The following is a 12264-nucleotide window of genomic DNA, read 5'->3' on the forward strand; positions in this document are numbered from 1 at the left end:
GTCTGGCAGTTCCCCTGCGGCGGGGGGTGCCTACCGGGGGCGCGGGGAGCTGCGCGCGCAACCGGGCCACCGGGCGGTGGTCCTGGGCGGACCGAAGAGAGCCTGTGGGTCGGTGACGACCCGCGCCGGTGGGGCTGGTCGCGCGGTTCCCCGCGCCCCTGGGATGGTGCGGTCCGTTCGTACGTGACGGTCGTGGTGGGTTCCTCGCGCCGTTCCTCGCGCCCCCTGCGGGGCACGTCCCGCCGGGCGGACAGCGCGCCGGCGTCGTGGCCGGGCGCGCGGTTCCTCGCGCCCCTGCGGGGACGCGGCCGCGCACGGGCGGACGGGCTAGCGCAGGGGGAGGGGGAGGCCGGCCGTGACGAGGAGGACGTGGTCGGACTCCGCCGCCATCGCAGCGTTGAGCCGCCCCAGCTCGTCGCGGAAGCGGCGCCCCGCCGGGGTGGCGGGGACGACTCCCGACCCGACCTCGTTCGAGACGGCCACGGCGGTGCGACGGGTCGCACGCCACGCCGCGGCGAGCTCAGCGGCGCGAGCCCGCACACGTCGCGCACCCCCATTGCGCCAGACATCGTCGTCCCAGGCGTTCGCCGCGTCGAGGACGCCGGTGAGCCACAGCGCGAGGCAGTCGATGAGCACGGGCGGCCCGGAGGCGTCGGCGAGGAGCGGGAGGAGGTCGCGGGTCTCCAGGGTGCGCCAGCCGACCGGGCGGCGCTCACGGTGCAGGGCGACCCGGTCGGCCCAGTCGGCGTCGCCCTCGCGGGTGCCGCCGGTGGCGACGTAGAGGACGTCGGGGAAAGCGGCGAGGCGGCGCTCGGCCTCGGCGGACTTGCCGGAGCGGGCGCCGCCCAGCACAAGGGTGCGCCGCGGTACATCGGGCACGGCGTGATAGTCGCCGACGACCAGCGTCGTCCCGTCGGGCACGGCCCTGGCGCCGTACGCGGCCAGCCGCCGGCCCAGCTCGGGCTGCGGCGGCGCGTCGTGGCCGACATGGACGGCGACGACGTCGGTCGTACGGGTCACCGCGCCCGCCGCCCGCAGCCGGGCGAGCGCGTCGGGCCGCCCGACCGCGTCGAGCAGCACCAGGTGGTAGGGCGGTTCGTCGCTGCCGTCGAGGCCGGCCGGTGAGCAGCCGGGCGGTACGTACAGCAGCCGCAGGCCGTCGGGCGACTCGACGGCGTAGCCCGTGCCGGGCGCGTCCATGGGGACTGCCCGCACCTTGTGGCCGGTGATCAGGGTGAGCCGCTGCCCGTCCGGCACCCGGGTGGGCGCCGGCAGGCCGGCCGGGATCTCGACCGCGGGGCCGTCGTGCGGGTGCGAGAGCAGCACGAGGCGCAGCCCGGCGAGGCCGCGCCCGGCGCGGGCCGCGGCCAGGGCCACGCCCGGCGTCAGGTCGAGCAGCACCACGCCGTCGACCAAAACGGCGCTCGGGGCGCGCCCGCCCGCTCCGACGGCGAGAGCGCAGGCCGCGCACGGGCAGTCCGGGATCGGCAGGCCCTCGGGCCCCGCGGTGCCGAGCAGAGTCGCTTCCACGGCACGATCGTCTCGCGTCGCGGCCCGCGGGGCGCGCGGGGTCCGCCATGTGGCGACGGCCACACCGCCGCCCTGTGCCGTTACGCTGCCTTGGCAGGCCCCCGCAGCACCCTGGACCCTGGACTTCCGGACTTACGGACTCTGTACCGAGGAGACATACATGGCGTGGACGTGGCGGTTCGAGAAGGCCGACGGCACCGAGGTGGAGCCCGCGGTGCAGCCCGAGGAGTTCACCACGCAGGGCGACGCCGAGTCCTGGCTCGGCGAGGTCTGGAAGGACCTGGTCGAAGGCGGCGCGGACCAGGTCGTCCTGTCCGACGGCGACACGAAGATCTACGGCCCGATGAGCCTGCACGCCGACGCCTGACCGGTGACGTCCCCCGCGCCTGCGGGGGACGTACCCCGCCTCACCCCAGCGAGCCCAGCGTCACCTGGGACGTCTTGGCCGCACCGTCCCTGTCGTAGGTCACCGGCACCTTCGTGCCCGGGGTGACGGCGGCCAGCACGGCCGTGAGGGACTGCACGCTGGTGATCTGCGTACTGCCGACCTTGGTGATCACGTCACCGGCCCGCAGCCCCGCCTTGGCGGCGGCGCCGCCCTTGGTGACCGAGACGATCGCGACGCCCGCGGGCTGCTGGTTCTGGTCGACGACACCGCGTACGGTCACGTCGAGCGCGGCCCGGCCGGAGTCGGTGACCCTGCCGTTCTTGATGATCTGGTCGGCGATCCGCTTCACCGTGGACGACGGGATCGCGAAGCCGATGCCGGGCGCGGCCCCGCTGCCGAGCTGCGGGTCGGTCGCGGCGAGCGTGGGGATGCCGATCACCTGGTTGTCGAGGTTGACCAGGGCGCCGCCGCTGTTGCCCGGGTTGATCGCGGCGGACGTCTGCACCATGTCGGGGATCGTCGCCCCGGTGCCGCCGCCCGACCCGCTCTCGCTGACGGTACGGCCGGTCGCCGACACGATGCCCTGCGTGACGCTGCTGGACAGGCCGAGCGGATTGCCCATCGCCAGCACGATCTCGCCGACCCCGACCGTGGCGGAGTCGCCGAAGTCGGCGGGCTTGAGGCCCTTCGGCGGGGACGTCAGCCGGATCACGGCGAGGTCGTTGGCGGGGAAGGACGAGACGAGCTTCGCGCTGAGCGGGCTGCCGCCGGTGGCCAGCGACACCTGGAAGGTCTTCGCATTGCCGATGACGTGGGCGTTCGTGACGATGTCGCCCTTGCTGTCGTAGACGACGCCGGAGCCGAGGTCCTGCTGGGTGGTGATCTGGACGACCGACGGCAGGACGTCCTTGACGGTGTTCTGGTACGCGGTCTGCAGGTCGGTGCCGCCGCTCGCCGCGAGGTCTCTGACGCTGGCCTCGGGGGAGGAGGCCTTTTCGGCTCCGCCGGAACTGCAGGCGGTCGCCGCCAGCGCCAGCAGGGCGCAGGCGGCCGCGCCGGGCAGTAGTGACGTGCTGCGCGATGCACTCATGCGCAAATTGTGGCTTTTCGCCCGCCCCGGCACTCGCCGTCGGCGTCCAATCGGGTCGTTCCCGGGGTGACAGCCGCCCACGGCGGTGCGCCGGAGGGGGCGCGGGCGACCGGCCACTACGGCGTCGCGGAAGTGCCGCGAGGGCGATCACCCAGCGACGGCGGGAACTGCGCGACCGACGCCGCCCCGGGGAAGGTCCGGGGACAGCCTGGCGCGGCCGGGAGGGGTGGAGGGAGCCGAAGCCTAGGCGCGCAGACCGCAGACGTGCAGCAGCGCGCCCACCCCCCGGTAGGGATCGGCGCGGCCCGCCGCCTCCTCGGCGTCGAGGAGCGCCGCCAGGGCGCCCGGGTCCGCGGGGACCACCGCGTGGTCCGGCGCGGTGTCGGTGAAGACCCGCACCCCGTACCACGTGTGCAGCGGCACCCCGATCCCGGCCAGCGTCGCCGTCAGCTGCGCCAGCCGGTCCGCCCGGGTGGCGAGCCCCAGCCGGTTGACGTAGCCGTCGGAGCCGAAGGCGCGCAGCGCGGAGGACCAGTCGCCGAGCAGGCCGGGGCGCATGGCCAGCGCGTCACCGTTGCGTACGACGAGGGACAGCAGGCCCCCCGGTGCCAGCACCCGGGCGAGCGCGGCGAGCATCGGCTCGGGATCGGGCACGTACATGAGCACCCCGTGGCACAGGACCACGTCGAAGCACGCCGGCCCGAAGTGCCGGCCGGTCTCGCGGCCGTCGCCCTGGAGCACGGCGAGCCGGCCGCGTACGTCGTCCGGCTCCGCCGCCACCGCCGCCCGCAGGGCACCCAGCATCGCCGGATCGGCCTCAAGGCCGGTCACGAGGTGCCCGGCGCGGGCGAGCCGCAGTGCCTGCGTGCCCTGGCCGGGGCCGATGTCCAGCACCCGGAGCCGCCGCACGGCGTGGGCGCCGGAGGCGGGCGGGAAGTGTGCGGCGAGCTGTTCGTCCAGCTGCCGCGCGACCAGCTCCTGCCGGACGGTGTTCCGCAGCCCGCCGAGGTCGGCCAGCCAGGTGTCCGCGCCGCCGTGGAATCCGCCCGCGCCCGGGGCGGGGGGTCCGCCGGGGACGTAGGCGTTCAGAGTTTGGCGCCGCGCTGGACCTGCGGCTTGGGCAGCCGCATCCGGCGCATCTGGAGCGTCCGCATCAGGCCGTAGGTGACGGCACGCCTGGTGTTCTGGTCGGGGAAGCGCTTGGCCAGCTGGCGGCGCAGCGCGAAGCCGGTGATCACCGAGTCCACCAGGATCAGCACGATCACCAGCACCCACAGGAACAGCGAGAGCGTCTGCACCGCCGGCATGAGGCTGCCGATCAGGATCAGCACCGCCATGGGCAGGAAGAACTCGGCGACCCGGTAGCGGGAGTCGACGTAGTTGCGGGTGAACCTGCGTACGGGGCCCTGGTGCGCGGCCGGCAGGTTGCGCTCGTCGCCGTTGGCCAGCGCTTCGCGGCGCTTGGCCAGGTCCACCCGGCGGGCCTCGCGCGCCGCCTTGGCGGCGGACTTGCGGTCGGTCGGGGTGCTGGCGGCCTTGCGGCGCTGCTGCTGGGACTCGTTGCGCTTGGGCGTGGGGCGACCCTTGGGAGCCTGCGGGTCGCGGGGCTGGTCCTTGTCGAGCACCGCAGTGGTGGTCGAGGACTGCTCATCTGGGGAACGGCGTCGGAACACGTCTCCCAGGTTACGTGCTTCCGCCGCCCGACCCCAGCCCCCTGCGTACTACCTGGGCATGGGGTCACCGAACCGTGATCGTCCTTGCGGATGAGCGCATCCGGGTCCGAACAGTGCGGTAATGGAACCAAGGCCCGTAGGCTGGGGTCTGTAGAGGTGCTGGAGCAGTTGCCGGAGAAGGGGGCGCGCGAGGCCCATGAGCGGTGTCATGAAGCGGATGGGACTGATCTTCCGCGCGAAGGCCAACAAGGCCCTGGACAGGGCCGAGGACCCGCGCGAGACGCTTGACTACTCGTACCAGAAGCAGCTGGAGCTGCTGCAGAAGGTACGGCGGGGTGTGGCCGATGTCGCCACCTCCCGCAAGCGGCTCGAACTGCAGCTGACCGAGCTGCAGAAGAAGTCGGCGACGTATGAGGACCAGGGCCGCAAGGCGCTCGCGCTCGGGCGCGAGGACCTGGCCCGGGAGGCGCTGTCCCGGCGGGCGGCCCTGCAGCAGCAGGTCACCGACCTGGAGACGCAGCACACCACGCTGCAGGGCGAGGAGGAGAAGCTCACACTCGCCTCCCAGCGCCTGCAGGCCAAGGTGGACGCCTTCCGTACGAAGAAGGAGACCATCAAGGCCACCTACACCGCCGCCCAGGCGCAGACCCAGATCGGCGAGGCCTTCTCCGGCATCTCCGAGGAGATGGGCGACGTCGGCATGGCGATCCAGCGTGCCGAGGACAAGACCGAGCAGCTGCGGGCCCGCGCGGGAGCGCTGGACGAGCTGATCGCCTCCGGCGCCCTGGACGACCCGACCGGTATGGCCAAGGACGACCTCCAGGCCGAGCTGGACCGGATCTCCGGCGGCAGCGACGTCGAGCTGGAGCTGCAGCGGATGAAGGCCGAGCTGGCCGGTGGCAGCCCCCAGCAGGCGATCGAGGGCGGCAAGGGCGGCCGTGACGCGCAGGGCCAGCCGCAGGACACCCCGCGGTTCGACAAGCAGTGAGCGAGCAGTAGGCAAGCAGCAGGGCAGGCCGAGGCGGCCGGCCGGCGGTCGCGCCGGCAGCAGCCACCCGGCACGCGGTCACCGGCAGTGATGCCCGGCCGTAATGCCGTAATGGAGCCGCAACGGAGGAGGCCGTCATGATCGTGCGGATCATGGGGGAGGGCCAGGTGAGGCTGGCGGACGCCGCCCTCACCGAGCTGAACGAGCTGGACAATGAGCTGCTCGCCGCGGTGGAGGCCGGTGACGAGGAGGGTTTCCGGCGGACGCTGGGCGCCCTGCTCGACTCCGTCCGCCGGCTGGGCGAGCCGCTTCCGGATGACGCGCTGGCACCGTCCGAGCTGATCCTCCCCACGGCGGACGCCACCTTGGACGAGGTCAGGGCCATGCTCAAGGACGACGGCCTGATCCCGGGCTAGAGACGCTGCGGACCGGTCTTCCGGTGCGATCGGTGCGGACCGTGCGCCGCAATACAGTGGCTGCCGTGCAGCATCCCAGGGGGGCGTCAGGGCGGCCCGCCCGGTGGTCGGCCGTGCCGCGCCGCAGGGTGCTGTGGGCGGTGCTGCTGCTCGCCGGCGCGCTCTCGACGCTGCTCGTGGTGCGGCACTGGGCCGACGGCTGGGTGATCCCCGTCTTCGCCTGGGCCGGGACCGCCGCGGCGGCGTGCGACGCCGTGCGGAGCCGCCGCGCCTATGCCGCCGCGATCGAGGAGCGGGCGCTGCGGGCCGAGCAGACCCGCGAGGAAGAGGCCAGGCGCCGGGTCGCGGAGGAGCGGTTGCGGATAGCCCGCGAACTGCACGATGTCGTCGCCCACCAGATCGCGCTGGCCAATGTGCAGGCCGGCGTCGCCGCCCACGTCATGGACCGCCGCCCCGACCAGGCCAAGCAGGCGCTGGCGCACGTACGCGAGGCGAGCCGGTCCGCACTGGACGAACTGCGGGCCACCGTAGGGCTGTTGCGGCAGCGGGGGGAGCCGGCGGCGCCGATGGAGCCGGCCCCGGGGCTCGATCTGCTCGACCAGCTGCTCGACGGCTTCCGGCGGGCCGGGCTGCGGGTCACCTTTGAGGAGCGCGCCAACGGCGATCCGGCGCCGCTCCCGCGGGGGCCGCTGCCGGCCAGCGTCGACCTCACCGCCTACCGGGTGATCCAGGAGTCGCTGACCAACGTCCAGAAGCACGCGGGGCCCGGCGCGGGCGCGATCGTGCGGATCAGGCGCGACCCGGGAGCCCTTGAGGTCATGGTGGACGACGACGGGGCGCCGGGGACCGCGGAGTCGCTGCTGCCCGAGCCGAGCCGGCCGCGGCCGGACGCGGCGGGCGACGGCAGCTCGCAGGTGCCCCCCGGCGTCCCCTGCCCCGGCCGCCCCACCGAGCGCGGCAGCGGCGGGCACGGCCTGCTCGGGATGTACGAGCGGGCCAGCGCGCTCGGCGGTGTCTGCCAGGCCGGGGTCCGTCCCGGCGGCGGCTTCCGGGTCTGGGTCCGGCTGCCGCTGTCCGTCCCGCCGCGCACCCACCGCCAGCACCAGGCGGCCCCGGCGGCGGCCCCCGCGTCCGCCCCCGCGGACGGCGCGTGCGGCTGACCGTGGCGCCCGCTCCCGGCGGAACCGCCCGGGGTCAGGAGCGCGGACCCACCGAGGAGCCCCGGGGTCAGGAGCGCGGACCCACCGAGGAGCCCCGGGGTCACAGGAAGAGCTGCGAGGGGATGTACGGATTGGGCGGGCGCATCCCGCGCAGGCACACATAGCCGGCGTTGGAGATCTCCAGGCCCGCCGCGATACCGACGTCCACCGCCCACTCCTGCTCCGCGGTCAGCCCTGCCACCCGCACCGGGCGGCCCTGCGGCATGCTCACCAGGGCCGCGGTCAGCAGCCGGGTGGCCAGCCGCCTGGAGGTCGCCGCCAGCAGTTCGACCCCGCGCTCGTCGGCGTAGCAGTAGCCGCTGCCGGCCAGGTCGTCGACCACGAACAGCCGGAAGTGCCGCGGCAGTTCCTCGTGGTCGGGGCCGTGGGCGCCGCCGCGGGTGCGGCGGTCGACGGAGTCCATCAGGTCGCGGTGCCTGACGGTGCCCTCGTGCACGGCGCCGTCCAGCGGCGCCAGGCCCGCCGGATCGACCACCCCGGTCAGCCGCATCGCCGGGTGCAGCGTGAAGCCGGCCCTGCGGTACGTACGGGCGGCGGCCGGGTGCCGCGAGCCGCAGATGACGCCGCGCAGACAGGCCCGCCCGTGCACCAGCGCCCGCGCCATCAGCGCCTTGCCGACCCCCTTGCCCTGTGCGCCGGGCGTCACCGCGAGCAGTGACAGTCCCCAGGTGCCCTCGCGCCGGGAGGAGAGCACCGCGCCCACCGGGCCCGCCGCCTCGTCCTGGGCGATCCAGCAGCCGCCCGGGTCGGTCCTGGCCAGATGGCGGGTCCTGCCGCGCTCGGCCGCCACGGAGCCGGGGGCGTCCGTCGGGTCGCCCTTGAGTGCGTGTGGGGCGCCGAAGGCGGCGGCGGTGACCTCCCGCACGACTTCGGCGTCCTCCTCGTCGTCACGAACCGGTCGAAGAATCACCGCTCCATCATTGCCCCGTACGGCATCGGCCGGGAGGGGGATTACGGCAGGGCGAGCATCTGTTCAAGGGCCAGCTTGGCGAAGTGCTCGGTCTCGGCGTCGACCTCGATCCGGTTGACCGGCTTGCCGTCGGCCAGCGACTCCAGCGCCCACACCAGGTGCGGCAGGTCGATGCGGTTCATGGTCGAGCAGAAGCAGACGGTCTTGTCGAGGAAGACGATCTGCTTGTCCGGGTGCGCCTTGGCGAGTCGGCGCACCAGGTTCAGCTCGGTGCCGATGGCCCAGGCCGAGCCGGCGGGGGCCGCGTCCAGCATCGCGATGATGTGCTCGGTCGAGCCGACGTGGTCGGCGGCCGTGACGACCTCGTGCTTGCACTCGGGGTGCACCAGCACCTGGACGCCGGGTATGCGGGCGCGGACGTCCTCGACCGACTCCAGCGAGAAGCGGCCGTGCACCGAGCAGTGGCCGCGCCACAGGATCATCTTCGCGTCCCGCAGCTGCTCGGGGGTCAGCCCGCCGCCCGGCTTGTGCGGGTTGTAGACGACGCAGTCCTCCAGCGCGATGCCCAGGTCCCGTACCGCGGTGTTGCGCCCCAGGTGCTGGTCGGGCAGGAAGAGCACCTTCTCGCCCTGGGAGAAGGCCCATTCCAGCGCGCGCCGCGCGTTGGAGGAGGTGCAGACCGTGCCGCCGTGCCGGCCGGTGAAGGCCTTGATGTCGGCCGAGGAGTTCATGTACGACACCGGGACGGTGATGTCGGCGATCCCTGCGTCGGCGAGCACGTCCCAGCACTCGGCGACCTGTTCCGCGCTGGCCATGTCGGCCATCGAGCAGCCGGCCGCCAGGTCGGGCAGGATCACCTGCTGGCGCTCCGAGGTGAGGATGTCGGCGGACTCCGCCATGAAGTGGACCCCGCAGAAGACGATGTACTCCGCCTCCGGCCTGGCCGCCGCGTCCCTGGCCAGCTTGAAGGAGTCACCGGTCACATCGGCGAACTCGATCACCTCGTCGCGCTGGTAGTGGTGTCCGAGGATGAAGACCTTCTCGCCGAGCCGGGCCTTGGCGGCCCTGGCGCGCTCCACCAGGTGCGGATCGGAGGGCGCCGGCAGGTCACCGGGGCAGTCCACGCCGCGCTCGCTGCGCGGGTCGGATTCGCGGCCGAGCAGCAGCAGCGCGAGCGGGGTGGGCTCTACGTCCAGAGGTTCTGTGGTGGTGGTCACGGGCCGGACGCCCTTTCTTTGCGGCTCTCTGCAGCGCAGACCTTTTCGTCTACTTGACGTTATCTATCATAGCCCGTTCGCGTCAGATTGACGATGCCCGGTCCTGTCGATGTGACGCATTCGTCCATCGCCGCCGCGCGCGGGCGGCCGTGTGCGAGCATGGTGGGGACGAAGACACCGCGGACTCGCTCGACCCGGCCGGAATGAATCCGGAAGGGCGCCCGTTAGCAGTCGGTAAGCCAGTAGTCCGTACAACCCGGGAGTGAAGCAGATGACGGTTCAGGACGAGACCACCACCACGGACGGCATCCTCCTGTCCGACGCCGCCGCCGGCAAGGTGAAGAGCCTGCTGGAGCAGGAGGGCCGCGAAGACCTCGCGCTGCGGGTCGCCGTCCAGCCCGGCGGCTGCTCGGGCCTGCGCTACCAGCTCTTCTTCGACGAGCGTTCGCTCGACGGCGACGTGGTCAAGGACTTCGGCGGCGTCAAGGTCGTCACCGACCGGATGAGCGCCCCGTACCTGGGCGGCGCCTCCATCGACTTCGTGGACACCATCGAGAAGCAGGGCTTCACCATCGACAACCCGAATGCCACGGGTTCCTGCGCCTGCGGCGACTCCTTCCACTGAGTCCGTACGGGCCAGGCCCCGGTCCCCAGCGGGCCGGAGCACGAAGCGGGGGGGGGGGGGGGGGGGGGGGGGGGGGGGGGGGGGGGGGGGGGGGGGGGGGGGNGACGCCCGCCGCGTCGACGGCCGTGGCGCGGATCAGGACGCAGCCCCCTGCCGCCCCCCCCGGGGGCCCCCCCCCGGGGGGGGCCCCCCCCGCTTCCTTGTCCCACCGCCGAGCCGACCCCCGTACGGTTCGGCGGCCGGACGCTCAGGACCCCCTGACCGCCGCGCCGCTCGCCGCGTCCACGACCGTACGGCCACCGAGTGGCCGGTCCAGCCGGACCGACACGGTCTGCGCCTTCAGGACCGCTGCACAGGGCGCGCCCGGCGTCTTGTCCCTGCCGGTCACCGAGACCCGCACCTGGCCGCCGGTCTCGGCCGCGGAGGCCGTGTACGTCTGGCAGATCCCGCCCCAGAAGGTCAGTGTCAGCGAGCTGCCCTGCAGCCGGTAGCCGGACACCGTCGCCCGGTGCGCCCCGTCCGCGGCCGGGGGAGTCGCGGGCGGGACCGGCGAGGGTCCGCCCGGCGCCTCGCTGCCGCCGCCGCTGCCCCCGAGGTCCGCCGGGTTCACCGCCTGCTGGGCGATCACCGACCCCTGGGCCGCCCCCTGCGGCACCGCCGTGAAGAGCCAGGCGGGCGTCAGGGCGTCGCCGCCGGGTGCGAACTGCGTGGCCAGGCCGAATTCCGCGCCCGTGATGTCGGTCGGCGGCGCTTGCGGTGCCACGCACGGCAGTGAGTGCGGCAGTGTCTTGTCCTGGCCCGGCACGGTGGGCGGGGCGGCCGAGGACGCGGCATTCCCGCCGGGCTGCCGCGCTGCGCCGCTGCCGGGCATCGGCACCTTGCAGGAGTCCGGACGCATGACCCGGGCCGAGGACAGTTCCTTGAACGCCTGGTCCGCGCTGATCACGGAGTAGCTCTCGCCCTTGGCCAGCGCCGACAGCCGGCCGTGCCCGCCGACGAGCCGCCCGTTCGGGTCGACGTCCAGGCCGGTGTCCCAGCCGTGCGTGGGCAGGCCGCCGACCACCGGGTCCGCGGTCACCGTACGGATCGAGGCCGCCGTCCTGGTCGCGTCGATCCGCGCGTCCGACAGGCCGAGTTCGGCGAGCACGGGCGCCGCCGCCGTTTCCGCCTGCTGCTCGGGAACCGGCGGGGTGCCCGTGCCGGGGGCGGAGCCGGTCGCCTTCTGCGAGGCCGGGCCGCCGTCCGCGGCGCCGCCTGCGGAGGGCGGCGGGACCTTCGGCAGCGCGGGCGGCACCATCGTGGCCGCGCCCGGCACGCCCTGCCCGTTGCGGGCGTACGACCAGGTGCCGGGCGCCGCCTGGCTCGCCAGCAGCGCGGGCCCGGTGCCGTCCGCCGCGCCCACCCGCCAGGAGCCGTGGTCGTCGACCACCGGCCCCGGCAGCCCCAGCAGCGCCGCCAGCCGGCCGACCGCGGCCCGGTCGGCGCCGCTGTCGGGCCGGTAGAGCGGCGCCGACTTCGGGCCGTTCTTCGGCAGGGTGCCGGTCAGCCGGTAGTCGCCGTCGGCCGGCCCCGCGGCGACCTGGCCGGGCGGTGCGGCGGCCGGGCCGGACGAGGAAGGACCTGGCCGGCTGCTCACGGTCTTCCCGCCGCCGTCCGCCGACACCGCCCAGTACGCGCCGCCGCCGGCCGCAGCCAGCACCGCGGCGGCCACCAGCGCCACCGTCAGCCGCCGCCCGCGCGGCGGCCGTTCGTCGTCGTGCCCGTCCGTGGACCCGTCGACGAGGATGCCGTCGTCCGCTCCGGCCGGGTGGTGGCCCGCACCGGTCTCATGGACCTCATGATCGTCGCGATCGCTCACCGCGCACACTCCTCGGTTCCGTCAACCGTCAGCTGCCGATGAGACGTGGCCGGCGGCCAACCGGTTCCCCCGGGGCCTGTCGCGCGGCTCAGTCGCCGAACTCCGCCATGCCGGCCACCACATGGGCCGACGCCGCAGGAACGGTGATGCCGCGCAGGCCGGCCGGGGTGACGGCCCGCTCACCGAGTGCCGGGACGCGCCAGTGCGCGGCCATCCGCCGGGAGTCGCCGATCAGCTGCTCCAGCGAATCCGGCTCCGCGAGCGGAAGCGGGGCGGAGGGGGACGCGGGAGCCGTGGTACGCGGGGTAGACCTCATACCCCCGACCCTAGGCACGGCCCGGCCGGGGAG

13 protein-coding genes are annotated in these 12264 nt (G+C 74.4%); 5 read left to right on the top strand and 8 right to left on the bottom strand.

Annotated elements, in window-relative coordinates; translation table 11 throughout:
• Positions 1 to 327: 327 nt before the first annotated feature.
• Positions 328 to 1530: a bifunctional adenosylcobinamide kinase/adenosylcobinamide-phosphate guanylyltransferase gene (locus V7E46_RS19920; protein ID WP_333769671.1), complete on the bottom strand. Its 1203-nt coding sequence runs from the start codon at positions 1528 to 1530 to the stop codon at positions 328 to 330.
• Positions 1531 to 1690: 160 nt separating this feature from the next.
• On the opposite strand from V7E46_RS19920, the gene V7E46_RS19925 reads away from it, so the two are divergent.
• Positions 1691 to 1897: a hypothetical protein gene (locus V7E46_RS19925; RefSeq protein ID WP_329179647.1), complete on the top strand. Its 207-nt coding sequence runs from the start codon at positions 1691 to 1693 to the stop codon at positions 1895 to 1897.
• Between the two features lie 40 nt (positions 1898 to 1937).
• Here the strand turns inward: V7E46_RS19925 and V7E46_RS19930 are convergent, their stop codons facing one another.
• The 3 genes from V7E46_RS19930 to V7E46_RS19940 all read right to left on the bottom strand — a co-directional run bounded on the left by V7E46_RS19930 (position 1938) and on the right by V7E46_RS19940 (position 4681).
• The gene (locus V7E46_RS19930) at positions 1938 to 3008 is read right to left on the bottom strand and encodes a S1C family serine protease (protein WP_333769672.1); all 1071 of its coding nucleotides are present in this window, start codon (positions 3006 to 3008) and stop codon (positions 1938 to 1940) included.
• 243 nt (positions 3009 to 3251) lie between these two features.
• Positions 3252 to 3983 (bottom strand): class I SAM-dependent methyltransferase, encoded by a 732-nt coding sequence (locus tag V7E46_RS19935; protein WP_333769701.1) that lies wholly within the window; start codon positions 3981 to 3983, stop codon positions 3252 to 3254.
• A 110-nt stretch (positions 3984 to 4093) separates the two neighbouring features.
• Positions 4094 to 4681, bottom strand: coding sequence for a DUF3043 domain-containing protein (locus tag V7E46_RS19940; protein ID WP_333769673.1), 588 nt, complete (start codon positions 4679 to 4681; stop codon positions 4094 to 4096).
• A gap of 196 nt (positions 4682 to 4877) precedes the next feature.
• Between V7E46_RS19940 and V7E46_RS19945 the strand changes: the two genes are divergently transcribed.
• From V7E46_RS19945 to V7E46_RS19955, 3 genes are all read left to right on the top strand, one after another.
• Positions 4878 to 5669, top strand: a complete 792-nt coding sequence (locus V7E46_RS19945; protein WP_329179652.1) for a PspA/IM30 family protein — start codon at positions 4878 to 4880, stop codon at positions 5667 to 5669.
• 137 nt (positions 5670 to 5806) lie between these two features.
• Positions 5807 to 6085 (top strand): PspA-associated protein PspAA, encoded by a 279-nt coding sequence (gene pspAA, locus V7E46_RS19950; protein ID WP_333769674.1) that lies wholly within the window; start codon positions 5807 to 5809, stop codon positions 6083 to 6085.
• A 65-nt stretch (positions 6086 to 6150) separates the two neighbouring features.
• A complete protein-coding gene (locus V7E46_RS19955) occupies positions 6151 to 7245 on the top strand; it encodes a sensor histidine kinase (RefSeq protein WP_333769675.1) in 1095 nt (364 codons plus the stop codon).
• A gap of 100 nt (positions 7246 to 7345) precedes the next feature.
• Here V7E46_RS19955 and V7E46_RS19960 read toward each other — a convergent pair whose 3' ends face one another.
• Together V7E46_RS19960 and nadA are read right to left on the bottom strand one after the other, a co-directional pair.
• Positions 7346 to 8215: a GNAT family N-acetyltransferase gene (locus V7E46_RS19960; RefSeq protein ID WP_333769676.1), complete on the bottom strand. Its 870-nt coding sequence runs from the start codon at positions 8213 to 8215 to the stop codon at positions 7346 to 7348.
• Between the two features lie 41 nt (positions 8216 to 8256).
• The gene (gene nadA / locus V7E46_RS19965) at positions 8257 to 9432 is read right to left on the bottom strand and encodes a quinolinate synthase NadA (protein ID WP_333769677.1); all 1176 of its coding nucleotides are present in this window, start codon (positions 9430 to 9432) and stop codon (positions 8257 to 8259) included.
• A gap of 271 nt (positions 9433 to 9703) precedes the next feature.
• On the opposite strand from nadA, the gene V7E46_RS19970 reads away from it, so the two are divergent.
• On the top strand, positions 9704 to 10057 hold the full coding sequence (locus tag V7E46_RS19970) for a HesB/IscA family protein (protein WP_033176230.1): 354 nt from the start codon (positions 9704 to 9706) through the stop codon (positions 10055 to 10057).
• A gap of 247 nt (positions 10058 to 10304) precedes the next feature.
• Here the strand turns inward: V7E46_RS19970 and V7E46_RS19975 are convergent, their stop codons facing one another.
• Positions 10305 to 11915: a hypothetical protein gene (locus V7E46_RS19975; protein WP_333769678.1), complete on the bottom strand. Its 1611-nt coding sequence runs from the start codon at positions 11913 to 11915 to the stop codon at positions 10305 to 10307.
• An 88-nt stretch (positions 11916 to 12003) separates the two neighbouring features.
• Positions 12004 to 12231, bottom strand: a complete 228-nt coding sequence (locus V7E46_RS19980) for a hypothetical protein (protein ID WP_333769679.1) — start codon at positions 12229 to 12231, stop codon at positions 12004 to 12006.
• Positions 12232 to 12264: the final 33 nt, after the last annotated feature.

The sequence above is a fragment of the Streptomyces sp. IBSBF 2435 genome (assembly GCF_036815005.1).
Lineage (GTDB): Bacteria > Actinomycetota > Actinomycetes > Streptomycetales > Streptomycetaceae > Actinacidiphila.